Genomic DNA, 22267 nt, shown 5'->3' with positions numbered 1-22267 from the left:
GAACCACCATGACCACCGAAACCGCCCTCACCACCGCCGATCTGCACCTGCTGGCCGAGGCCGGAGGCCTCGCGCCCTCGCTGCACAACAGTCAGCCCTGGCGCTTCCGCCCCACTCCCGACCTGCTGGGCCTGGAGGTCCACGCCGACCCGGCCCGAGCCGTTCCGGCCGCCGATCCCGACGGCCGGGCGCTGCACATCTCGATCGGTGCCGCCCTGTTCAACCTGCGGGTGGCCGCCGCGCACCTCGGCCGCGAGGCCGCCGTCCGGCTCCTCCCCGCGGGGGAAGGCACCCAGCCGTGCGCCGTGCTCGACCTGTCCGCACCCGCCCGTACGTCGCGGCCCTTCGGTGCCGACCTCTTCCCGGCCCTCGCGCGGCGGCACTCCAGCCGACAGCCGTTCACCAACCGGGACGTTCCCGAGGCGCTCGTCGGCGACCTCATAGAGGCCGCCCGGGAGGAGGGCGTCACCCTCACCCTGCTGGAGGAGCACGGCGTGCGCCGGGTGCTGGCGCTGACCTCCGAGGCCGAGGCCCGGATCGCCGCCGACGTCACCCGCGAGGCCGAGACCCGCAGCTGGCTTCGCCTCGAACCCTCCTTCGACGGCATCCCGCTCGCGGCCCTCGGCTCGCACGACCGCGACGCCCGCGTCCCGATGCGCGGCTTCGCCGGCCACCCGCCGCGCCACACCACTCCGGCCGCACGCTTCGAGGCCCTGCCCCAACTCGCCACCCTCGCCACCCACTTCGACCACCAGGCCGACTGGCTGCGCACCGGACAGGCGATGGAACGCGTCTGGCTGCTCGCCACCGCTCACGGCCTGCGCGCCTCCGTCCTGCACCAGGCCGTCGAGATCCCCGACACCCGCTGGCGCCTGCGCGACCCCGCCGAAGGCCCCGCCCACGTCCAGCTGGTGCTCAGGCTCGGCTACGGCCCGCCCGGTGCCGCCAGCCCGCGCTGCCGGGTGGAGGACGTTCTCGACCCGCCGCAGGCGTAGCGGCGGTCCTGCCGACGGCGACCCTGCGCGTCCCCGGGACCGGCGGGAGTCACGTTCCGCCGAGGGCGGCCTCCTCCAGGTCGAGGTCGCGCTGGAGTGCGCGCAGGGTGGTGTCGCTGATGCGGTGTTCCTCGTAGAGGCGGCGCAGCTCGGTGTTCTGCACGGCGATGACCTCGCGGCGCAGCTGGCGGTGGGCGGCGTCGGCGGTGGTGCCGTCGGGGGTCTCGTGGGCGTGGTCGAGGCGGGCGGTGAGGCCGCGGCGGACGCGGTCGATGGCGGTCTCCGGGATCGCCTCCAACTCGGCCAGGTGCTCGACGTGGTCGAGGGCGGCGCGGTTGAGGGCGTCGCGGGCGTCGTCCTCCTCGCGGGCGGTGTGTTCGGGTTCGAGGGCGAGCCCGGACCGGTTGACCACGGCGGCCAGGGTGAGGCCTTGGACGACCAGGGTGAACACGACGACCGAGGTGGTGAGGACCAGGACGAGCGGACGTCCGGCGAGCGGTGCGCCGCTGTCGGCGAGGAGCGGAATGGAGAGGGCGGCGGCCAGCGGCATGACGCCCCGGGTGCCGGCCCAGGTGACCACTCCGGCGACCCGCCACGACAGCCGGCCGCGAGTGGGTCTGACCGCACGGGTCAGCGGGAGGGTCCACAGCACCCGGACGGCGATGAGCAGGGCGGCCAGGGCGAGCGCCTGCAGCGGCCACCATCCGGTGCCGACGGGCAGGTCGCGGACAAGAGTGGGGAGTTCGAGCCCGACGATGGAGAAGACGACGCTCTCCAGCAGGAACACCACCACGGCGTACACGGCGCCCAGCTGGAGGCGGATGTGGGCGTCGGTGAGGCGGTGACCGGAGCGGCCCAGGAGGACGCCCGCGACCACGACTGAGGTGACGCCGGAGGTGTGGGCGGACTCCGCGAGCACGTACGCCGCGTACGGGGTGACGAGGGCGATCACGGTCTCCAGGACCGGGTCGGTGGTGCGGCGGCGCACCAGCCAAACGAGGCCGGCGACGGCGGCGCCGACCAGGCTGCCGCCTCCGCCGAGCAGCAGGAGCTCCCCGCCTGCGCCGGACAGGTCCACGCTGCCTCCAGAGGCGACGGCGATGCCGACGGCGACCTTGAAGAGGACGAGTGAGGTGGCGTCGTTGAAGAGGCTTTCGGCCTGGACGAGGACCTGGACCCGGCTCGGGAGTGCCAGGCGGCGGCCGAGCGCGGTGACGGCCACCGGGTCGGTGCTGGACAGGACGGCGCCCAGGACGAAGGCCATCGCGGGCGGCAGCCCGGCGAGCGAGACGGCGGCGAAGCCCACGGCGGCGGCGGAGGCGAAGACCAGTCCGAAGGAGAGGATCGTCACCGGCCGCCACACGGCGCGCAGGTCGCGCAGGGACAGCTCCTCGGCGGAGGAGTACAGCAGCGGCGGCAGCACCACCAGGGCGATGGCCTGGGGCGGCACGTGCAGCGCGGGCACTCCGGGTACGAGTGCGACGCCGATGCCGGCCAGCACCAGCAGCGAGGGAGCGGGTATCCGCCACCGTCGGGCGAACGTGGCCACGGTCGTGGCCAGAACCACCAGAACGAGAACGATTCCCACGGCGTGCATCTGCAGAAACGACCCATCGCGACCACCGGGGTCGCTGAAGCCCGATCGCCGCAGTCATCCCCCGAGCCGACCAGACTTCCCGGCACACCAATGGGCATCTTATCGGCTTATTTGCGGGGTGGGCAGGGGTGTCAGACCCGGGAGGTGGAGCCGGGGCAGGTCAGGCGGCCGTAACGCGCGACGCGCCCTTGAGCGAAGCCGTCGCCGACCACGAGGACGCGCGGTTCCGCGGCCGTGGTGATGATCATTCTCCCGATCCGGAGTCGATGACCGCAGGGCCTTCCGGGCGGATGCTGCGGCCGCTGATCCCGGTGGGCCGGATCCGCATCCAGGTGTCCCGGGTGCCGCCCGCCCAGGGGCCGGGGTCGGAGTGCCGCTCGAACCAGCGCACGGCCTCCTCGTCGGAGACGACCGAGACGGTGCCGTTCACCAGCACGCTCCAGCCGGTGGCGAACACCTCGTCCAACTGGTCGACCTCGAAGGCGACTTCGCTGTCCGCAGCGTGGGCGAGGGTGCCGTCCGGTTCGGTGCGGTAGAGGATGGTGGCGTCCAGCACCCGGTAGTTGACGGGCAGCGCCACCAGCCCGCGCGGCGCCGCCAGGATCACCCGTCCGACGCCGCCGGGGCTGAGCCTGGTCCAGCAGGCCGCCGGGTCCAACTCCTCGGTCCGCACCCGGGTGTCGGCCGGGGCCCGGCCCGGCGGCTCCTCGCGCCCGCCGCCGAGCAGGTCGGTGACGGTGGTGCCGAGCGCGTCGGCGAGCCGGGTGAGGGGTGTGACGTCGACCGGGACGGGGTGGGTCTCCAGGTAGGCGACGAATCCGGCGTCCAGGCCGCTGCGCTCGGCCACCAGTTCGCGGGTGAGGCCGAGCCGGGTACGGCGGTGGGCCACCCGGCGGCCGAGGTCGCCCGGGTCGGGCGTGACGGTACGTCCGTCGTTGGTCTTCATGACGATCTCCATGGTCAGGCCGGGGCGCCGTTCGGGACGATCACCAGCGGCACGGTGCAGCGGTGGACCAGGGCGCGGCCGGTGGAGCCGAAGAGCAGGCCGCGGAATCCGCCCAGGCCCCGGCTGCCGATGACCAGGCACCGGGCGCGGGTCGCCACGGCGGCCAGCATCGGAGCGGGGGAGCCGGTGAGCACCTCACGCCGCACCCGGACGTCCGGGTACTTCTTCCGCCAGCCGGCCAGCGACTCGGACAGATCCGTCAGGGACTCCCCGGTCAGCTCGGGCCGGCCCACCTCGGTCGGGCGCCGGACCTCCACGGCCAGCACGTCGGTGCCGCGGATCGACGCCTCCTCGAAGGCGAAGCCGATAGCGGCCCGGGACGCCGGTGAGCCGTCCACGCCGACCACGACCGGCCCGGCGCCGGAGGTGCCGTCGCTGGGTTCGGGGACGAGGGCGAGAGGGCAGTTCAGGTGGCCGGCCAGCGAAGCGCCCTTGGAGGCGATCGGCAGGGCGGAGTGCGCCCCGCTCGACCGGCGGACGCCGAGATCGAGTTGCGCGGCCGCGTCGGCGGCCTCGCGCAGCACTCGCACCGGCCGGCCCTGGGCCAGTTCGGACGTGGTCTCCAGCTCGGGGTGCCGCTCGGCCGCCAGCAGCCGGGCGGTGTCCAGCACCGCTTCCCCGGCGGCCCGCAGCCCGATCGCCCAGGGGTGGTCCGCCCCGTCGGAGGCCCGGTCGGAGGCCCGGTCGACCGGCCACTCCTGCGCGTGCAGCAGCCGCAGCGGCAGATGGCGTTCGGCTGCTTCGTCCGCCGCCCAGCGCACGGCCCAGTGGCTCGCCTCGGACCGGTCGACGCCCACGATCACGGGGCGGCGGGTTTCGAAGCCGTTCATCGCAGACTCCTTCGACGGCCCCGGCCGGCGCCCTCACCGGCTCTGTGCGGAGCCTCGACACCCCCATCGTCGGCCGCCGCCGTCCGTGCGCGGCAGGGCCGGTCGGTCCGGTACGGCGGGCGGGTGGGCCCTGCCGGTCCGGGGTGACCGCTGTGGTGGGCCGGCCTGCCCAGGACGGCCGCGGAGGTCCGACCGTCCCGCCCGGGCGGGCGCCGGATCACCCGGTCGAGTGATCGGGTTCGGGCGGCACGACGACGACGGGCAGGTGGGCGTGGTGGATGACCTCGGTGCTGGTCGAGCCGAGCGCGAGTCGGCCCCAGAAACCGGCGCCGCGGGTTCCCATCACCAGCATGGTGGCGTCCTGGCTCGCCTCCAGCAGGACCTGGGTGGGCCGGCCGCGCTCGCAGAGGACCTCGACCTCCACGTACGGCTCGCCCGCCTGTCGGCGCAGCTCCTCGACCGAGTCGGCCACCTCGCGGGCGACGGCATCGTGCAGATTTGGCGACGGCACGGCGCCCGCAGTGCTCCAGCCCGTCATGGCACGGCTCGACGGCTCGGGGTGTCCGCCGCCGTAGGCGCAGACGGCGCGCACGGCGACCCCGCGCAGCTGCGCCTCGCGCAGAGCGAAGAGCACGGCCCGGCGGGAGGGCTCCGAACCGTCCGTCCCGACCACGATCGGACCGACGGGACCCGGTGCGGGAGTGGTGTTCACGATGACCTCCTGGATGCGTGACCTGGCTGCGGCGTCGCCGAGCTCAGCGGGCACGGGAGAAAGCGGGGCGCGGGTCCCCGGCTGACTCCCATGATCCCCCGTCCGTCGCGCGGTGGCGGTGCGAGGGGGCGGAGTGCTCCGTCAGCTCGCTGCCTCGGCCGAGGCCACCGAGCGCTTCACGGCGGGGCCGATCATCGGGTTGGCCTCGGTCGGTTCGAAGGGCGCGCCGCCGACCAGCCGGGCGTACTCGTTGGTCTTGAAGTCGCTGGTGCGCACCACCACCGGATCCGGCCAGCGGGAGGCGGCGATCCGGGCCACGCCGTGGGCGAGTCGGTCGACGAAGTAGTCGGTGCGGTCCGGGTAGCCGTACGTCAGCTCGTCCACCAGCCGCCGGTCCTCGGCGGACAGCCGCTCGGGGTGGACCAGAGCCATCGGGTGGACGCGCACCTGGTGGGCGACCACGAACTCGGTACGGGCCAGGCCCACGCCGTCCGTCGGCAGGCGCCACCAGCGGAAGGCCGCGCCGGGGTCGGCCAGGTTGAGCATCACCTGGGTCCGGGTGGCGGGGAGCGAGCCGAGGTCGGTCTCGGTCGCCTCGTACGGAACCCGGCCCGCGTAGACGTGGCCCTCCGCGCCCTCGGCGCAGGAGACCGTGACCTCCCGGCCGTCGGCCAGCACGGCCGTCGCCGAGCCGGTGCCGACCACCGCCGGCACGCCGAGCTCCCGGCTGACGATCGCGGCGTGCGAGGTGCGCCCGCCGTGGTCGGTGACGATCGCGGCGGCCCGCTTCATCAGCGGCTCCCAGTCCGGGTCGGTGATCTCCGTGACCAGCACGGCGCCCTGCGGGAAGCGCTCCAGCCCGACCGGCTCGGCCAGCGCGCGCACCGGTCCGGCGCCGACCGCCTCGCCCACCGCGATGCCGTCCACCAGCCGCTCGCCCGTACCGGTCAGCCGGAAGCGGCGCAGGACCTCGCCGTGCCCTGCTGACCGGCGAAGCTTGCCTCCGGCAGGTCCTCCGCGGTGGCGCTGCTGCGCACCGCGACGTCGGGGTCCGTGTGCCCGGCTCCGCGGGCGAGGTGCCCGTACGCCGCCAGGACGTCCCGGGCGAGCCCGCTGGGCAGCGGAGTGTCCAGCACGGCCGAGCGGATCGCGGCGCCGACCTCGGGCAGCGGGGCGCCCCCGTGCAGCCGGTCGACCTGCTCGGCGATCCGCTCGCGCAGGCCGCCGCTGTCGAGCAGTTCGCGGTAGGCGTCGGCGGTGGTGGCGAAGCCGTCCGGCACCCGCACCCCGGCGGAGCCGAGACCGTTGATCAGCTCGCCGAGCGAGGCGTTCTTGCCGCCGACCAGGCCGACGTCCTCCCGGCCGAGGTCGTGCAAGCGGATGGTACGGCGCATTGGCTGCCTCCGGGCGCGCTCGCGGTGGCCCGGCGCGGGACGCGCCGGGGCCTCCGTCCCTGCCACTGTCCGCCTGGGCGCGCGGTCGCGCCCAGGGGCGGACGCCTCCGGACGCAGGTCCGGTCGGTCGTCCCGGAAGGGCCGATCGGCCCGGTCCGGCAGGCACGAACCGGGGGCCCTACCCGGACGGCCCAGCCGGCGGTCAGGTGTGAGCGAGGGCCTTGCGCACGGCGTGGGCGGCGGTGCCGGGCGCGCGTACCTGCACGAGGACGACCACCGGGTCCGGGGGGCGCTCACCGGGTCCGGCGGCCGTGCTCCGCGGAGATCCGGTGGGCGTGCGCGACCATCTCGGCGGCCGCGTGTTCGCCGGTGGCTGTCATCACGTCCTCCCCCGGACGCCGGACGCCGGACGTCACGGTTGCGGCAGCCGCAGCGGGCTGCGGGCGTCCTCCACCTCCGCCAGCAGCGCGAGGTGGTCCCGGTACTCGGCCCGGTCGATCAGCCCGCCCAGCAGGGCGGCCGTGATGAGCCGCTCGGCCTCCTCCCAGGTGACCGTCGGCGGTGGGTCCGGGCACTCGGCCCGGTCGGTGCGGGCCGGCCGGTGGTGCCGGCCGGCGATCAGCCCGAGGGCCCTGAACAGTGCTGCCATCATGGCCGCCACCTCCTGTCGGATTCCCCGGTGACCAGCCTTCCGGGCGGCTGCCGTCCGGGGCAGTGGCTGAACGCCCTCGGCGGTGGGGCCGATCGGTCCTGGGCCGAGTTCGTCCGGATCCCACCCACGGCGTGCGGGAGCGCTGGGCGGTCAGGTCGGGAGCCGTCCCCGGGGCGGGTCCCCCAGGGCTTCGTCCCGGGCGAACAGCGGCTGCCGCGCGCCCGGGCCGTGGCCGCCGGACCGACTCTCCCGAACGCGGTCAGACCAGCTTCGCGCCCCAGGCGCGGGCGCGGTCGAGCTCGCCGGCGCGGAGCGGGCCGTCGTTGTCCTCCACGATGAAGCCCTCGGGTTCGGCGACCACGTCGTAGTGGTGGCTGGAGAGCCGGCGGGCGATGCCGTGGGCAGCGCCACCGGCCCGGGGCATGTCGACCCGGGTGTCGAACGCGGCGGCGTAGGTGCCGGGTTCGGTCTGCGGCAGGTCGTGGAACCAGGCCCGCAGACCCGGCCCCTCGGCGTTCTCCCGCGCCTCGGCCGCGGCCGCCTCACGGCCCTGCTTGTGCGCCTCGGTGGCGACGGCCATCCGCCGGCTGAGCCCGGAGGACATGCCGTGCATGTGGGTCGGTCCGCCCACCACCAGCAGGTCCGCGGAGCGGGTGGTCTCCGTGCTGGCCTCTGCCACCGGCAGGCAGTCCACGGCGGCCGCCGGGTCGGCCTGGTGGACGCCCTCGGCTATCGCCTCGGCGATCTCGCGGGTGTTGCCGTACATGCTCTCGTACACGATCACGGTGTGCATGGTCTCCACCTTTCGTCACCCCCAGGCTGACCTCGGGAGCACCCGCGTGGCACGGGTCGAACGGCCCGGACCGGGTGGCCGGACGGACCTGCGCCGAGCGTCCCGGGGCAGACCGGGGGTGCGCACTGCGGCATGGCCGCCTGCCGCTCCTGGTGTCGGCCCGCCGCTCCTGGGGAGGGCGCGGGAGGCCCGGCCAGGAGTCCCGCGCCGTCGCCGTTCGTGGTCGGCCGCGTGCGGTGTCCTCAGCCGCGGTGGTGGCGGTGCGGCCACTCGCCGCGGTCACCAGTGGTGATGGTCGTTCCAGGGGCCGATGACGGTGGGGTCGGTGGCGGTCGCGGTGCCGTCGCCGACTCCGCTGACGGTGGCGGTGTCGGTGAGCGTGTCGTCGGCGGCGACACGCCGACGATCGCTCGATGCGATCGCGGCGTCACCTCACGTAGCAGGAGGTGGATCCGGCGATGCGACACGCTTCGACCCGGTACGGCGGGCACCGTCGGCCGCGTGGAAGTTCAGCGTCGGCTCAGCGCCGCGAGGCGGGAACGGTGATGACCGGGCAGTTGGCGCGGTGCAGCAGGCCGTGGGGAACGGAGCCGAGGCGCATGCCGGTGAAGCCGCCGCTGCCGCGGCGACCGACGACCACGGCGAGGGCGTGCTCGGAGGCGATGCCGAGTTCCTCGACCGCGTGGCCGTGCACCAGCTCGTGGGTGACCGTGACGTCGGGATAGCGGTCGTGCCGGCCCGCGGTGCACTCGAAGAGCAGCCGCCGGAGGGCCTGGACGGTGGCGTGGTCGTCGAGGCCGCCGACCGGCGGGCGGTGCCAGACCCGCAGGACGCGCAGGGCGGCCCGCCGCTCGGCGGCCAGGTCGAAGGCGAAGTCGATGGCGGCCTCCGAGGAGGGGCTGCCGTCCACGCCGAGCACGACGTACGGGGGGTCCTGGCTGGTGTGTTCGGGGTCGCGGACGACGGCCACCGGGCAGTGCGCCTGGGCGCTCACCGGGACGGCCACCGAGTAGGCGCTCATCGCCTCCGCGGCCCGGCCGAGTCGACGGGAACCGAGGACGACGAGCGCGGCCTGGCGGGACTCCCGGCACAGGACCGGGGCCGGGAGGCCCTCGGCGAGGTCCGTGGTCAGCGCGAGGGCCGGGTGCCGGTCCCAGGCCACGGCGGCAGCTCGGTCGAGTGCCTGTTCGGCGCGCTCGACCAGGGCCTTGCGGTAGCGGCCGTGGTCGAAGGGGTGGAACTCGCCGTACACCGACGGGACGGCGTGCACCAGCCGCAGCGGCAGGCCACGCCGGGCGGCCTCGTCGGCGGCCCAGGAAGCGGTCATGCTGCCGGTGCCGCGCGCGTCGATGCCGAGGACGACGGTGCGGTTCCCGCTGCGGTGGATCTCGGATGTCATGGCTCCTCCTCGGGTGCGCGGACCGGGCCCCGCCCTCACGCTAGGCAGGCCCGGCTCCCGTCGTGAGGGCCGACCGGCCCTGGGCTCCGCGCCCGTCGGCCCCGTCCGCCGCACCCCCGGTCGGCGGCGCGGGTCGACCCGTCGGGCCCTGGGGCCCGGGTGCCGCCGACGGAAGGCTTGAAGTCGAGCCGAACGGGAAGCCGTACCGGACGAGGAGGTGGCCACGACGGTCCGGATCGAGGTCGTCGCCCGGCCGACCCACCCCCACGAGGCCCCGTCACTGGACCTGCGGACGCCGTCCGGCCGCCGGCTTCCCTACTGAGCCCCGCCGAGCAACCCCGGCCGCGACCGGGCAGCCGCGTCCGGGAGGCGGATTCCTGACGAACAGGTTGAGTGCGGCCCGTGCGGTCGTGCCTCCCGCGGGTAGGACAGGGCCGTCGTCACCTCGTACGGATCGGTGACCAGGGGGCTCGACACGGCGTCAGATCCCTCGCTTGCGGAGCCGGGCCGTCGCGAACCCGACGAGGCCGGCGACGGCGGGCGCGGCGAGGTCGCCCCAGGACAGCGGAACGGTGTCCAGCACCTCGCGCAGGAACGGCAGGTAGAGGGCGGCCGTCCCGAGCGCGGCCGAGGTGAGTACGGCCAACGGCAGGAACGGGTTCGCGCGGGTCAGCAGGCGTTCGCGCAGGCCCAGCACGACACCGAGCTGGGCGGCCAGCAGGGCGAGGAACAGCACGGTCTGCCACGGGCCTTCGCCGCCGTGGGCCCGGAGCGCCGCGCAGAGTGACGCGGCGGCGACCACCAGGCCGAGCAACAGCACGCGCTGCCAGACCCCGGCGCCGAGGATGTGCTGGCGCGGCGGTCGCGGGGGCCGGGCCATCGCGCCGGGGGAGAGCGGTTCCGCGCCCATGGCGACGCCGGTGAGGCCGTGGGTGAGCAGGTTGATCCAGAGGATCTGGCCCGCCCGCAGCGGCAGGGCCAGGCCGAACAGCGGACCGGCCAGCATCACCAGGATCTCGGCCGCGCCGCCGGCGAGCCCGTACACCAGGAAGCGGCGGATGTTGTCGTAGACCCGGCGCCCCTCCGCCACCGCGCCGACCACGGTGGCGAGTTCGTCGTCGGCGAGGACCAGGTCGGCGGCCTGCCGGGCGACCTCGGTGCCGCGCCGGCCCATGGCCACGCCGATGTCCGCCTGCCGCAGGGCCGGGCCGTCGTTGACGCCGTCGCCGGTCATCGCGGTGACGGCGCCACGGGCGCGCCAGGCCTGGACGATGTCGAGCTTGTGCCGGGGGTCGGTGCGGGCGAACACCCGCACCCGGGTGAGGTCGGCGACCTCGGCCGACACCTGCCCGCTCACCACGGCCTCGGGCCCGGCGGACGCCTCCAGCAGCCCGACCCGGACGGCCAGGGCCCGGGCGGTGGCCGGATGGTCGCCGGTGACCAGGACGGGCAGGATGCCGGCCCGGCGGCAGGCGGACAGGGTGGCGGCCGCGGCGGGCTTGGGCGGGTCGGCGAGCGCGGCCAGACCGAGCAGTCGCAGTCCGTGCTCGGCCTCCTGCGGCGGTTCGGGGAGGTGGTCGAGGTGCCGATCGGCCAGGGCGAGCACCCGGTAGCCCTCGGCGGCGAGACCGGCGGACGCGTTCCGCGCGCGCTCCAGCAGCTCCGGGGGCTCTGCCAGGACGTCGGGGTCGAGGACGGCCTCCGGCGCGCCCTTGAGGCAGGCCAGCAGTCCTCCGCCGCCGGGGGTCCGGTGAACGGTGGTCATCCGCTTGCGCAGGCTGTCGAACGGCGCCTCAGCGGCGCGGGGGCAGGCCGCCCGGAGCCGTTCGGGATCCAGCCCGGTCTTGCCGGCGGCCGTCAGCAGGGCGGCCTCGGTGGGATCGCCGAGCGCTGCCCACTGGCCGTCCCCGCCCGTCGGCGGCCGCAGCGCGGCGTCGTTGCACAGCGCGGCGGCGGTGAGCAGCTCTCGCACCTCGTCCTCGGCGGTTCCGTCGAGCGTGATCCCACCGGCCGGTCCGTACCCGATGCCGGTCACGACGGCCGTCGAGTGCGGCGTCCAGAGCCGCTCGACGACCATCCGGCCCTCGGTGAGGGTGCCGGTCTTGTCCGTCGCCAGCACCGAGACCGAGCCGAGCGTCTCCACGGCGGGCAGCCGCCGGACGACGGCGTGCCGGGCCGCCATCCGGCGCGCGCCCAGGGCCAGCGCGAGCGTGACGACCGCGGGCAGCGACTCCGGCACGGCGGCGACCGCCAGGCTGATCGCCGTCACCCCCATCTCGCCCGGCGGCTGGTGCCGCAGCAATCCGAGGACGAAGACCACCGCGCACAGCCCGACCGCCACGGCGGCCAGCACCCGCCCCAGTGCGGCCAACCTCCGCTGGAGCGGGGTGGGTTCGGGCCGGGGCCGCAGCAGCGCGGCGATCCGGCCCAGCGCGCTCTCCGCTCCGGTGGTGGTGACCACGGCGAGCGCCCTGCCCCTCAGCACGACCGTCCCCGCCCGAACCGTCTCGTCCCCCGGTGCACCGGTTCCCACCGTCTTGGCCACCGGCAGGGACTCGCCGGTCAGCATCGACTCGTCGAGGAGCAGGGCCGCCGCCTCGACCAGCCGCGCGTCGGCCGGAACGATGTCGCCCTCGGCGAGGGCCACCACATCGCCCGGAACGATCCCGGTCGAGGGGACCTTGCGCTGCTCGCCGTCGCGCAGCACGCGCGCGGCGGGTGCGGAGAGCCGGGACAGGGCGGCGACGGCGCTCTCCGCCCGGACCTCCTGGACCACTCCCACGGCCGTGTTGACCACGACCACCAGGGCGATGACCACCGCGTCCGGGTGGTCGCCGATGGCCAGCGTCAGGGCGACGGCCGCGAGCAGCACGATGATCAGGGGATCGCGCAGCTGCGCGCCCACCCGGGCCCACAGCGCCACCCGCCGGTCGCCCGCGACCTCGTTGGGGCCGTGCTCGGCGAGCCGACGGGCGGCCTCGGCGGCGCTCAGGCCGCGCGTCGGGCCGCGGGCGGCGACGGCCACGACCTCGGCCCGTCAGTCCGCGAAGAGGCGGGGGTGGGGCGGGACCGCCACGTCCTCGTGCCGGTAGTGGTGGATCCGGGCGTCCGGGCCGGGGAAGTACTCGGTCACCCGGCCGTCGTCGGACCAGCGCACGTCGTACGGCGGGCTGCCGTCCGCGTGGTGCAGGCCGACGATCTCGCCGTCCCTGCGGGCCGCGCCCGGCCGGGTGCCCTGGACGATGATGCGGTCTCCCACGGCGGCTTCCATGCCGTCCTCCCTGGTCCGGTAGCCGGGCCGGGGCGCGCCCCGGCCGTCCGTACTCCCATGGCACCACCGACGGGAAGGCCCGGCAGGGGCCGATCGGTCCTCGGGGCCGGGTCCGCCGGCCCCGGCCGGTCCACCGGGGACGAGTGACCCGCCACGGACTGCCCCTCGGGGCCCCCTACCGGGGCCGTCAGGCCCTCGGCCGACCGGAGTCCGCTCGGGAGACTGATGCACGGGAGCCCCTGCCACCCCGGTACGGAGGAGGCGCGACATGTCCGCCACAGTCACCACGCCCACGCACCCGTCCTCGCACACGTCACTGCGCCGGCACGTCCGCCGGGCGACCGGCCGGGACCACAGCCCGCTCTGCCGCCCGCTCGACCGGGCGTACAGCCGCCTGGTGACGGGGCTGGCGCTGGCGATGCTCGGCACGCTGGTCGTGGCCGCGGTCGCGGCCCTGCTCGTGTTCCGCGCCGAGACGCACACCGCCCAGCAGACCGCTCGGCACCGGCACGTCGTCACGGCGGTCACCACGGGCCCGGCGCTGTCGGTCAACGCGCGCGCGGGCGGGGTGCGGGAGTACGCCCCCGCCCGTTGGGCGTACCCCGTCGGGCCCGGCACCGGGAGCGTGCCCGTGCCGGACGGCACCCTCGCCGGGACGGCCGTCCAGGTCGGAGTGAACGACGCCGGAAACCCCATCGGTGCGCCCAAGTCGGCCGATCTGGTCCTCACCGACGCGGCGCTCGTCGGCTTCGGCACGGTGGCCGTGCTCGGTTTCGGCGCGGAGGGCGTCTTCGCGCTGCGCCGCCACGCGCTGGAGCGGCGGGCGGAGAAGGGCTGGGAGGCCGCCTGGGAGCAGGTGGAGCCGCGTTGGTCCGGGCGGCGGTAGCGACGCGAGGTGCTCCGGGGCTCAGTGATCGCCGAAGAAGATCTCGCGGACCTCGCGGGCGGCGTAGTAGACCAGCACGTAGCCGGCGGCGGGGTCGGCCCACCACCAGCCGAGGGCGCTGTTGAGGACCAGGCCGAGCAGGACCGCCGCGGCGAGCAGGCCGTCGATGAGCGTGACCCGGCCCTCGGTCCTGAGGACGGGGTTGTCCAGGGCGGCGCCGGTGCGCGCCTTGCCGTAGGCCAGGGCGAACATCACGGCGGCGGTGACGGCGGTCCAGGCGATGCCGAGGGGGGAGTGGTGGGGGTGGAAGCCGCTGACCAGGACGACGGTGGACTGTGCGAGAAGGTAGAGGCCGAGAAGCGCGAAGCCGGTCCCGATCAGCTTCAGCGCCCGCTTCTGCCGGTCCTCTCCGGTGCCGGAGAGCTCCCAGACCACGACGGTGGAGGCGCCGATCTCGATCAGGGAGTCCAGGCCGAAGCCGGCCAGCGCGACCGAACGGGCGTTGACCGCGGCGACCGCGAGGACCACGATGCCGATCACGTTCCAGGCCAGGGTGGCGTACTCGAGGGCGAAACCCCTCCGGAGAAGGGTCTGGCGCGAGGTCTCGTTCACGGTGTTCACCGCCGGATTCTCCCAGAGCCGCCCGCGGCCCCGGTGTGCGTCAGAGGTGGAATCGTAGGGTCTCGCCGGGCCGGATCGTCGCCTCGGTGCCGCGCAGGCGGATCCGGACCGGTTCCTGGCGGTCCTCGCGCAGGGTCACCGTGACCGTCCTGCGGTCGACGGCGATCGTCAGGCCCCAGTGGCCCCGGTAGCGCAGGTCCAGTTCCAGGCGGCCGAGGGCGGACGGCAGGCGGGGGTCGAGCCAGAGGGCGTCCTCGCGGACCTCCAGGCCGGTGTAGCAGCGTTGCAGCAGGTCGACCGCGCCCGCCATGGCGCCGAGGTGGACGCCCTCCGCCGTGGTGCCGTGCTGGCTGTCGCGGAGGTCCGCCACCAGGGCGTCGCGGAAGTGGTGCCAGGAGGCGCGGCGGTCGGAGCGGGTGAGCACCCAGGCGTGCACCACGGAGCTCAGCGTCGAGCCGTGCACGGTGCGCCGCAGGTAGTAGTCGGTGGTGCGGTGCAGCAGCTCGTGGCCGGCCGGGTGACCGAGGCGCCGCAGCAGGTCGCGGACCTCGCGGGCGGAGAACAGGAACCAGAGCATGAGCGCGTCGGCCTGTTTGGAGGCCTTGTAGCGGTTGACGGTGTCGCCCTCGGCCTCCAGGATCCGGTCGAGCCGGCGCAGGTCGGGGTAGCGGCGCCGGTAGCCCTCCCAGTCGAGTTCGGCCAGCCGCTCGTACCCGTCGAACTGGCTCAACACGCCGTCGTGGAAGGGGACGTTGAGGTGCCGGCCGACGTCCTGCCAGCGCTCCAGCTCCAGGTCGTCCAGGGCGAGGCGTTCGCGCAGCTCGTCGCGGCGGTAGCCGGGCAGGGCGTCCAGGGCGTCCTGGGCCCGGGCCAGCACCCACGAGGCCAGCACGTTGGTGTAGGCGTTGTCGTCCAGGCCGGGCCGGGCCGCCCAGGGGTAGGCGTCGTGGTACTCGTCGGGGCCGAGCACGCCCCGGACCGACCAGTGCCCGTGGGAGCGGTCGTGGACGGCGGCCGAGGACCAGAAGCGGGCGATCTCCAGCAGCGTCTCGGCTCCCGCCGTGGCCAGGAAGTCACGGTCCCCGGTGGACTGGTAGTACTGCCAGATGTTGTACGCGACGGCCGAGCCGACGTGCCGCTGGAGGTGGCTGTGGTCGGGCAGCCAGCGGCCGGACAGCGGGTTGAGGTGCAGCTGCTGGGACTCCTCCCGGCCGTCGGCGGCGCTCTGCCACGGGTAGGCCGCCCCGCGCAGGCCGAGTTCACGGGCCTGGCGGCGGGCGGCGTCGAGGCGTCGGTGGCGGTAGCGCAGGACCGCACGGGCCAGTTCCGGGAAGCGCAGGTTGAGAAGCCGCAGTACGAAGAGCTCGTCCCAGAACACGTGTCCGCGGTACGCCTCGCCGTGCAGCCCGCGCGCCGGGATGCCGACGTCCAGGTCGACGGAGTGCTCGGAGTACGTCTGCAGGAGGTGGAACAGGTTCAGGTGCAGCGGGCCGGCGCCGTCGAAGTCCGCCTCGATCCGGCAGCGCCGCCACAACTCCGTCCAGCGCAGCGCGTGTTCGGCCAGCAGCTCGTCGAAGCTCCCCGCTTCGGCGGCGAGTTGGCGGGAGGCGCGCAGCGGGGTCTCGATCGCCCGGTCCCGGGAGGTGTGTACCGCGACGGTCTTCGTCACGGTGACGGGGCGGCCCTGTTCGGTGTCCAGGGTGAGGTGGTGGGCCGCCCAGCCCTCGCGGCACTCGGTGCTCACCCGCGCAGCGCGCTCCGTACTCGTCCGGGCGCACAGGGCGATCCGCAACGGGGAGACGGCGGCCTCGGCCTCCAGCCAGAGCAGACCCGTTTCGTCCACCCCCTGACCGGCCGGGACGAGATGGCGCTCGGTGAGCCCCCGGTAGCGCAGGACGCCGGTGTTGGCGACGTCGCCGTCCAGGGCCGAGCGGACCTCCAGCGGGCCGGACCAGTTCTCCGGCGTGAAGGTGCTCTCCAGTACGAGCAGGTGCGGCCGGGCCTGGCTGGCGAGGCGGCGCTGCACCAGGCGGGTCCGCCGCCCCCGCGCATCCACCACCAGCGCGCCTCGGGTCAGCAGGCCCCGGAGCAGGTCCAGTTCCACGGTCTGCTCGGCGGGCGGCCCGGCGAACCACTCGCCGTCCGCCGGACGGAAGGTCAGCGGCAGCCAGTTCGGGCAGTTGACCAGGTCCTCGTTGGTGACCGTCCGCCCGGCGACCGTCGACTCGGCCCTGTCGTAGCAGCCGGCCAGGTAGGTCCCCGGGTAGTGGACGCCGTCCGCGACGGACTCCGGCGCGGCGCCCCTGCTGACCAGGTAGCCGTTGCCGACCGCGCACAGGGCCTCGCGCAGCCCCTCCTCGGCAGGGTAGAAGCCCTGGTAGCGGAGTGTCCACGGGTCCGGCATGTCCGGGTACCCCGCCGGCGGGTCTGCTGCCACGACGCGACCTCCGTGCCGAGTGGCCTGCCTCCAGTCTGCGCACCGCGCCGCCGTGCCGCCCGCTGCCCGGGTCGGCCACCGGACCGCCCGGTGCGCGGGCGAGGAGCCCTGCGCGAGCCGCCGGCCGGCGCCCCCCTCGGCAGGATCCCGGTCGGCGCCGGGGGCTGCGCACCGGGCGGTCGAGCGGCGAGCGGTCCCGTCACCAGCCCGTCCCTCTGCGGGACCCGCCGCAACGCCGTTCGGCGGGCCGGTCGGGGCCGGTCGGCCCTCCCGTCGCGGGCGGCGCGTGCGGAGGCTGGAGGGGTAGCACGGTGACCGCCGAGGAGGCGCCATGTCCACCGTCCACCCGGCACGGAACACCGCCGAGGCCCTGCTGGCCGACGGCACCACCGTCGAACTCCGCCGGCTCGGCCCGGACGACCATCGAGCGGTGCTCGGCCTGCACGCCGAAGGGATGTCCGAGGAGAGCCGCCGGATGCGCTTCTTCGGAGTGAGCCGCAACGCGCCCGCGCAGGCCGCCGACCGGCTCTGCACACCGAGGCCGGGTCTGCTGGCACTCGGAGCCTGGGCGGGGGACGAACTGGTCGGTGAGGCGGACTGCGAGCTGCTGGACCAGCCGCCGGAGACCGCCGAGCTGGCCCTTTCGGTGGCCGACCGCTGGCACGGCCGGGGTGCGGCCACCCTGCTGCTGGAACACCTGGTGCACGCCGCCCGGGCCGCCGGCATCCGCTTCTTCGAGGCCGACACCCTGTTCGGCAACCGGGCCGTGCACCGGGTCTTCGCCGACCTCGGGCTGCCGGTCGAGCGCCGTTACGCCCAGGGCGAGGTCAGGATCCGGGTGCCGTTGGACGACGAGAACGGCGAGCGCTACCGCTCGGCCGTGGACGAACGCGGCCGCCGCGCCGACGTCGCGAGCCTGACGGCGCTGCTGCGCCCCGCCTCGGTGGCGGTGGTCGGGGCGTCCCGTCGGGCGGGCTCGGTCGGGCGGACCGTCCTCGGGAAGATCCGGCGGGGCGGCTTCGCGGGCGAGGTCTGGGCGGTCAACCCGCACGCCGGGGAGATCGACGGCCGGCCCGCGTACCCCTCGGTCCGCGCGCTGCCCGCCGTGCCCGACCTCGCGGTGCTGGCCGTACCGGCGGGAGCCGTCCCCGCGGTGGCCGAGGAGTGCGGGACAGCCGGAGTCCGGGCGCTGGTGGTGCTCACCTCCGGCCTCGGGGCGGAGGAGGCGCGCGGGCTGGTGCGGGCCTGCCGCCGGCACAGCATGCGCCTGGTCGGGCCGAACAGCCTCGGCACGGCCCAGACCGATCCCGCCGTCCGGCTGGACGCCGAGTTCGGCGGTGCCTTCCCGAGGCCGGGCAGCGCGGGAGTGGCGGTGCAGAGCGGCGGCGTGGGGATCGCGCTGCTTCAGCGGCTGGCCTGGCTGGGCATCGGGGTGTCGAGCTTCGTCTCGCTCGGCGACAAGTACGACGTCAGCGGCAACGACCTGTTGCAGTGGTGGGAGGCGGACGGCCGGACCGACCTCGCGCTGCTCCACCTGGAGTCCTTCGGCAATCCGCGCGCCTTCGCCCGTACCGCCCGCCGGGTCACCCGGACCATCCCGGTGCTGACCGTCGACGCCGGGCGCTCCACCGCGGGCCGCCGGGGCGCCGCCTCGCACACCGCGGCCGCCGCCACCCCCACCGTCACCCGGGAGGCGCTGTTCCGCCAGGCCGGCATCACCGCGACCCGCAGCATCGAGGAACTCGTCGAGGTGGCTGCCCTGTTGCACGCCCAGCCGCTGCCGGCCCCGCGCGGCGCGGTCGCCGTGGTGTCCAACGCGGGCGGCATCGGCATCCTGGCCGCCGACGCCTGCGCCGAGGCAGGGCTGGTCCTGCCCGAACTCCCCGCCGAGCTCGCGGACCTGCTCCCGCCCGGTGCCTCCGTCCGCAACCCGGTGGACACCACGGCGGCGGTTCGCTCAACCGAACTCGCGCTGTTCCTGCACGCGTTGGAGCGCGAGGAGGCCGTCGACGCCATTCTGGTGTGCATCGCTCCGACGGCGCTGTGCGAGACCCCGGGCCAGGACCCGGCGCGCGCCCTCCTGGAGGGCCCGGCCCGGCGCCGCGTCCCGATCGCGGCCGTACTGCTCGACCAGCAGGTGCCCGTCCGGTACCGCGGCTGCGCCGACGGCGGCAGTCTCCCGGCCTACTCCGACAGCCTCTCCGCCGCCCGCGCCCTCGCCCACGCCCGGGACCGCGCCCGCTGGCTCGCGGAGCCGTTCTCGCCGCAGGCCGACGCCCCGGACTGCGACCGGGGTGCCGCGCGCAGTGTGGTGGACGGCTACCTCACCGCCCGTCCCGGGGGCGGCTGGCTCGACCCGCTGTCCACCGCCGACCTGATGGAGGCCTACGGGCTGCCGCTGACCACGACCGTCTGGGCCCGCGACGAACACACGGCGGTCGTCGCAGCGAACGGACTGCGCAGCCTCGGGCACGAGGGGAAGGTGGCCCTGAAGGCCTACTGGCCCGGTCAGGTGCACAAGAGTGCCGCGGGCGCGGTGCGCACCGGGCTGGCCGGCGAGTCCGAAGTGCGCGCCGCGTACCGGGAGTTCGCGGGAAGGTTCGGCCCGGACCTGGCCGGAGCGGTGGTCCAGCCGATGGCCGCGCCCGGCGTCGAGCTGCTCGCGGGAGTCGTGCAGGACCAGGTGTTCGGCCCGCTGATCGTCCTCGGCCTGGGCGGCACCGCCGCCGACGTCCTGGCCGACCGGGTGGCCCGGCTCGCCCCGCTGAGCGAACGCGACCTGAGCACCATGATCACCGAACTGCGCAGCGCGCCACTGCTGTTGGGCAACGGCGGGGCGCCGCCCGTCGACCTCGCCGCCGTACGGTCCGTCCTCGCCCGGCTCTCCAGGCTCGCCGACGACTTCCCGGAACTCGTCGAGGCGGAGCTCAACCCCGTCATCCTCCGCCCCGACGGCGCACTCTGCGTGGACGCCCGGGTCCGCCTCGAACGCAGGCCGTCCTTCGACCCCTATCTGCGACGGCTGCGCCGCCCGGCGGCCGTCGAGGGGGAGGAACCACCATGAAGCACAGCATCCTCGACGGCACACCGGCCGACACCTTCCCGGCTGTCGAGCCCGCACGCCCGCCCGTTCGCACCCGGGTCCGCGACTGCATGAGCCACGCTGCCGTCGCCGTCACCCCCGGCACCGACTTCGCCACCATCGCCGCCGTGCTGAGCGCCTCCCGGCGGGGCATCGTGCCCGTGGTGGGCGCCGACGGCACCGTCACCGGTGTGGTCGCCGCGTCCGACCTGCTCGCCGCCCACGCCGAGCAGGACCCGCGGCGGGAACTGCTCGCGCGCGACCTCATGACCGCCCCAGCCGTCGACGTCACCGAGCACACGAGCGTCACCGAAGCGGTGGCCCTGGTCGCCGAGCACTCCCTGCACCACCTGCCCGTCGTGGATGCCGACGGCCGCCTGACCGGCCTGCTGTCCACCCACGACCTGCTCGACGCCCTGCGCCGCGACGACGAGGCCGTCCGCTCCGAGGCGCTCACCCTCGCCCTCACCCCCGGCAGCGGAGTCGTCCCGGCCTCCCTGCACGTCCGCTGCGAACGCGGCCTGCTCTCGATCACCGGCCGCACCCGCACCCGCAGCGCCGCCGCCGCACTCTGCCTCCAGATCGCCCGCATCGACGGACTCAGGGCGCTGGCCGACCACCTCACCTGGGACCTGGACGACATCGATCCGGCGCCCGGCCGCTGACGACGCGGACACCAGGGCTGCGGCGGTGGGCCGATCGGGTGGGGCTCGGCGCAGCACCGACCGGTTGCGTCCGGATCGTCCCGCGGTGGCGGCCGCTGCGTGATAGACGTCGGGGACGCGGCCGCCGCCGCGTGTCCACCCGCAGACCGGCGCCGAGGAGGGCGATGCGCTTGTCGGCCGACCACCGGTCCCCGGCAGCCGGCGCGGAGCCACCGGATCCGGCGGCGCTCGTCCGCACCTCCGGCTACCTGAAGCTGCTGGCGCTGGCGGCCGTCCTCGGGGTGCTGATCTCGGCCGCGGCCTACGGCTTCCTCGCCCTGGTCGCCAGACTGCAGTCGGCGACCTACACGGAGCTGCCGAAGGCGCTGGGCTTCCACGGGACACCGCCCTGGTGGCCGCTGCCGCTGCTCGGCGTCGCCGGGCTGCTGGTCGGCGCGACCGTCCGCCACCTCCCCGGAACCGGCGGGCACGAACCGACCGCGGGTCTGGCGGCCACGGGCGCCCCGAGCGCGATCGAGCTACCGGGAGTGTTCCTCGCCGCGCTGGCCACCCTCGGCCTGGGCGCGGTCCTGGGGCCGGAGGCGCCGCTGATCGCCCTGGGCGGCGGGCTGGCGGTGCTGGCCGTCAAGCGGCCCGGCCGGGACGTCGCCCCGCCGGTCGTCGCCGTCGTCGGGGCCGCCGGTAGCTTCGCGGCCGTCAGCACGCTGCTGGGGTCGCCGCTGCTCGGCGCCTTCCTGCTGATGGAGGCCTCGGGGCTCGGGGGCCCGATGATGGGGACAGTGCTGGTCCCCGGCCTGCTCGCCGCCGGTATCGGTTCCCTGGTCTTCCTCGGTCTCGGCAGCTGGACCGGTCTCGGCACCTACTCCCTGGCGCTGACGAACGTGCCGCACGCGGACCGACCCGACCTCCCGGAGTTCGGCTGGGCGCTGGTGATCGGGGTGGCTGCGGCCCTGTTGGGCGCCGGTATCCGCTGGTTGGCCATCCTGCTCCGGGCGCGGGTCGAGCGGCGCAGGGTGCCCGCGACGGTGGTGACGGGCCTGGTGGTCGCCGGGTGCGCCATCGCGTACGCCGAGGCCACCGGCAAGGGCGCGGACGAGGTGCTCTACTCCGGACAGGGCGCGATGGACCCGCTGCTGACGGGTCATGCGGGCTATTCGGTCGCTGCCCTGGTCCTGCTCGTCGCCTGCAAGGGACTGGCCTACTGCGCCTCGCTCAGCGCCTTCCGGGGCGGGTCGGTGTTCCCGGCGATGTTCGTGGGGGCGGCCGGGGGCACGGCCCTCTCCCACATGACGGGCCTGCCGCTCACCGTCGCGTTCGCGGCGGGGATCGGTGCCATGAGCGTCGCGCTGCTGAGGCTGCCGATGACCTCGGTGCTGCTCGCGACCCTGCTGCTGGGGACCGACGGGCTCACCGTCATGCCGCTGGTGATCGTCTCGGTGGTGGTCGCCTACGTCCTGACACTGCGGATCGGTCCGAGCGGCGCGGGAGCGACCGCCCCCGCGGCTCGGGGCTGAAGGGGACGGAGCACGCGGGCCGGTGCTGCTCGGGGCGTTCGTGCCGGGGACCACGGACCGGGGCGAAGCGACGCCCCGGCCCGTGACAGGTCAGGTACCGAGGATCTTCGCCTTCTGGGCGGCGAACTCGGCCTCGGTCAGCACGCCCTGCTCCTTGAGGGCGCCGAGCTTCTGGAGCTGGGCGATCGTGTCGTCGGTGCTGCTGGGAGCGGCGGCCGGCGGCGGTGACTGGTAGGGAGCCGCCGGTGGCGGTTCCTGGTAGGCGGCGGCCTGTGCGTCCTGCTGGGCCCACCGGCCGGCCTGCCGCCGTGAGACGCGGTTGGAGACGGCCGTCGCCGTCCCCGCGACCACGGCGGTGCGGGCCACTCCTCGAATCAGTCCGGGCACGGGTTCCTCCTTCGGTCGTGCTTCGG

19 protein-coding genes are annotated in these 22267 nt (G+C 75.3%); 5 read left to right on the top strand and 14 right to left on the bottom strand.

What is annotated here, in order from left to right:
* Positions 1-8: 8 nt before the first annotated feature.
* Positions 9-995, top strand: a complete 987-nt coding sequence (locus ACH4J0_RS02365; RefSeq protein WP_396235803.1) for an Acg family FMN-binding oxidoreductase — start codon at positions 9-11, stop codon at positions 993-995.
* 49 nt (positions 996-1044) lie between these two features.
* Here ACH4J0_RS02365 and ACH4J0_RS02360 read toward each other — a convergent pair whose 3' ends face one another.
* From ACH4J0_RS02360 to ACH4J0_RS02310, 11 genes are all read right to left on the bottom strand, one after another.
* Positions 1045-2592: a Na+/H+ antiporter gene (locus tag ACH4J0_RS02360; protein WP_396235802.1), complete on the bottom strand. Its 1548-nt coding sequence runs from the start codon at positions 2590-2592 to the stop codon at positions 1045-1047.
* Between the two features lie 244 nt (positions 2593-2836).
* Positions 2837-3538 carry a helix-turn-helix domain-containing protein gene (locus ACH4J0_RS02355; protein WP_396235801.1) on the bottom strand — a complete coding sequence of 234 codons (702 nt, stop codon included), beginning with the start codon at positions 3536-3538 and terminating at the stop codon, positions 2837-2839.
* A 14-nt stretch (positions 3539-3552) separates the two neighbouring features.
* Positions 3553-4428, bottom strand: coding sequence for a universal stress protein (locus tag ACH4J0_RS02350; protein WP_396235800.1), 876 nt, complete (start codon positions 4426-4428; stop codon positions 3553-3555).
* 217 nt (positions 4429-4645) lie between these two features.
* Complete coding sequence (locus ACH4J0_RS02345) at positions 4646-5140, bottom strand: universal stress protein (RefSeq protein WP_396235799.1); 495 nt, start codon at positions 5138-5140, stop codon at positions 4646-4648.
* Between the two features lie 141 nt (positions 5141-5281).
* Positions 5282-6067, bottom strand: coding sequence for a PEP-utilizing enzyme (locus ACH4J0_RS02340; protein ID WP_396235798.1), 786 nt, complete (start codon positions 6065-6067; stop codon positions 5282-5284).
* Positions 6068-6087: 20 nt separating this feature from the next.
* Entirely contained in the window at positions 6088-6534 is a 447-nt protein-coding gene (locus ACH4J0_RS02335) for a PEP/pyruvate-binding domain-containing protein (RefSeq protein ID WP_396235797.1), read from the bottom strand.
* Positions 6535-6946: 412 nt separating this feature from the next.
* A complete protein-coding gene (locus ACH4J0_RS02330; protein ID WP_396235796.1) occupies positions 6947-7186 on the bottom strand; it encodes a hypothetical protein in 240 nt (79 codons plus the stop codon).
* A 259-nt stretch (positions 7187-7445) separates the two neighbouring features.
* Positions 7446-7979 carry a flavodoxin family protein gene (locus ACH4J0_RS02325; protein ID WP_396235795.1) on the bottom strand — a complete coding sequence of 178 codons (534 nt, stop codon included), beginning with the start codon at positions 7977-7979 and terminating at the stop codon, positions 7446-7448.
* Positions 7980-8499: 520 nt separating this feature from the next.
* On the bottom strand, positions 8500-9378 hold the full coding sequence (locus tag ACH4J0_RS02320) for a universal stress protein (RefSeq protein ID WP_396235794.1): 879 nt from the start codon (positions 9376-9378) through the stop codon (positions 8500-8502).
* Between the two features lie 481 nt (positions 9379-9859).
* Entirely contained in the window at positions 9860-12403 is a 2544-nt protein-coding gene (locus ACH4J0_RS02315) for a cation-translocating P-type ATPase (protein WP_396235793.1), read from the bottom strand.
* A gap of 12 nt (positions 12404-12415) precedes the next feature.
* Positions 12416-12649 carry a DUF1918 domain-containing protein gene (locus ACH4J0_RS02310; protein ID WP_396235792.1) on the bottom strand — a complete coding sequence of 78 codons (234 nt, stop codon included), beginning with the start codon at positions 12647-12649 and terminating at the stop codon, positions 12416-12418.
* Between the two features lie 268 nt (positions 12650-12917).
* Here ACH4J0_RS02310 and ACH4J0_RS02305 point away from each other — a divergent pair, with 268 nt between their 5' ends.
* Positions 12918-13535 (top strand): hypothetical protein, encoded by a 618-nt coding sequence (locus ACH4J0_RS02305; RefSeq protein WP_396235791.1) that lies wholly within the window; start codon positions 12918-12920, stop codon positions 13533-13535.
* Positions 13536-13556: 21 nt separating this feature from the next.
* Here ACH4J0_RS02305 and ACH4J0_RS02300 read toward each other — a convergent pair whose 3' ends face one another.
* Together ACH4J0_RS02300 and ACH4J0_RS02295 are read right to left on the bottom strand one after the other, a co-directional pair.
* Positions 13557-14156, bottom strand: coding sequence for a cation transporter (locus ACH4J0_RS02300; RefSeq protein WP_396235790.1), 600 nt, complete (start codon positions 14154-14156; stop codon positions 13557-13559).
* 40 nt (positions 14157-14196) lie between these two features.
* A complete protein-coding gene (locus ACH4J0_RS02295; RefSeq protein ID WP_396235789.1) occupies positions 14197-16593 on the bottom strand; it encodes a glycoside hydrolase family 65 protein in 2397 nt (798 codons plus the stop codon).
* A gap of 331 nt (positions 16594-16924) precedes the next feature.
* On the opposite strand from ACH4J0_RS02295, the gene ACH4J0_RS02290 reads away from it, so the two are divergent.
* The 3 genes from ACH4J0_RS02290 to ACH4J0_RS02280 all read left to right on the top strand — a co-directional run bounded on the left by ACH4J0_RS02290 (position 16925) and on the right by ACH4J0_RS02280 (position 21854).
* Entirely contained in the window at positions 16925-19657 is a 2733-nt protein-coding gene (locus tag ACH4J0_RS02290) for a GNAT family N-acetyltransferase (protein ID WP_396235788.1), read from the top strand.
* On the top strand, positions 19654-20340 hold the full coding sequence (locus ACH4J0_RS02285; RefSeq protein ID WP_396235787.1) for a CBS domain-containing protein: 687 nt from the start codon (positions 19654-19656) through the stop codon (positions 20338-20340). Before ACH4J0_RS02290 ends, ACH4J0_RS02285 begins: the two co-directional genes overlap by 4 nt.
* A gap of 164 nt (positions 20341-20504) precedes the next feature.
* Entirely contained in the window at positions 20505-21854 is a 1350-nt protein-coding gene (locus tag ACH4J0_RS02280; RefSeq protein WP_396235786.1) for a chloride channel protein, read from the top strand.
* 90 nt (positions 21855-21944) lie between these two features.
* On the opposite strand, the gene ACH4J0_RS02275 is transcribed toward ACH4J0_RS02280, so the two are convergent.
* On the bottom strand, positions 21945-22241 hold the full coding sequence (locus ACH4J0_RS02275) for an SHOCT domain-containing protein (protein WP_396235785.1): 297 nt from the start codon (positions 22239-22241) through the stop codon (positions 21945-21947).
* Positions 22242-22267 lie beyond the last annotated feature (26 nt).

This window comes from Kitasatospora sp. NPDC017646 (assembly GCF_044329365.1).
GTDB lineage: Bacteria > Actinomycetota > Actinomycetes > Streptomycetales > Streptomycetaceae > Kitasatospora.
This window is presented reverse-complemented; position numbering and strand designations above follow the sequence as displayed.

What these genes read in the sequence shown, in the direction of transcription:
- ACH4J0_RS02365 (WP_396235803.1), top strand. Translation starts at nt 9, where the DNA reads ATGACCACCGAAACCGCCCTCACCACCGCCGATCTGCACCTGCTGGCC.
- ACH4J0_RS02360 (WP_396235802.1), bottom strand. Translation starts at nt 2,592, where the DNA reads ATGCACGCCGTGGGAATCGTTCTCGTTCTGGTGGTTCTGGCCACGACC.
- ACH4J0_RS02355 (WP_396235801.1), bottom strand. Translation starts at nt 3,538, where the DNA reads ATGAAGACCAACGACGGACGTACCGTCACGCCCGACCCGGGCGACCTC.
- ACH4J0_RS02350 (WP_396235800.1), bottom strand. Translation starts at nt 4,428, where the DNA reads ATGAACGGCTTCGAAACCCGCCGCCCCGTGATCGTGGGCGTCGACCGG.
- ACH4J0_RS02335 (WP_396235797.1), bottom strand. Translation starts at nt 6,534, where the DNA reads ATGCGCCGTACCATCCGCTTGCACGACCTCGGCCGGGAGGACGTCGGC.
- ACH4J0_RS02330 (WP_396235796.1), bottom strand. Translation starts at nt 7,186, where the DNA reads ATGATGGCAGCACTGTTCAGGGCCCTCGGGCTGATCGCCGGCCGGCAC.
- ACH4J0_RS02325 (WP_396235795.1), bottom strand. Translation starts at nt 7,979, where the DNA reads ATGCACACCGTGATCGTGTACGAGAGCATGTACGGCAACACCCGCGAG.
- ACH4J0_RS02320 (WP_396235794.1), bottom strand. Translation starts at nt 9,378, where the DNA reads ATGACATCCGAGATCCACCGCAGCGGGAACCGCACCGTCGTCCTCGGC.
- ACH4J0_RS02310 (WP_396235792.1), bottom strand. Translation starts at nt 12,649, where the DNA reads ATGGAAGCCGCCGTGGGAGACCGCATCATCGTCCAGGGCACCCGGCCG.
- ACH4J0_RS02305 (WP_396235791.1), top strand. Translation starts at nt 12,918, where the DNA reads ATGTCCGCCACAGTCACCACGCCCACGCACCCGTCCTCGCACACGTCA.
- ACH4J0_RS02290 (WP_396235788.1), top strand. Translation starts at nt 16,925, where the DNA reads ATGTCCACCGTCCACCCGGCACGGAACACCGCCGAGGCCCTGCTGGCC.
- ACH4J0_RS02285 (WP_396235787.1), top strand. Translation starts at nt 19,654, where the DNA reads ATGAAGCACAGCATCCTCGACGGCACACCGGCCGACACCTTCCCGGCT.
- ACH4J0_RS02280 (WP_396235786.1), top strand. Translation starts at nt 20,505, where the DNA reads ATGCGCTTGTCGGCCGACCACCGGTCCCCGGCAGCCGGCGCGGAGCCA.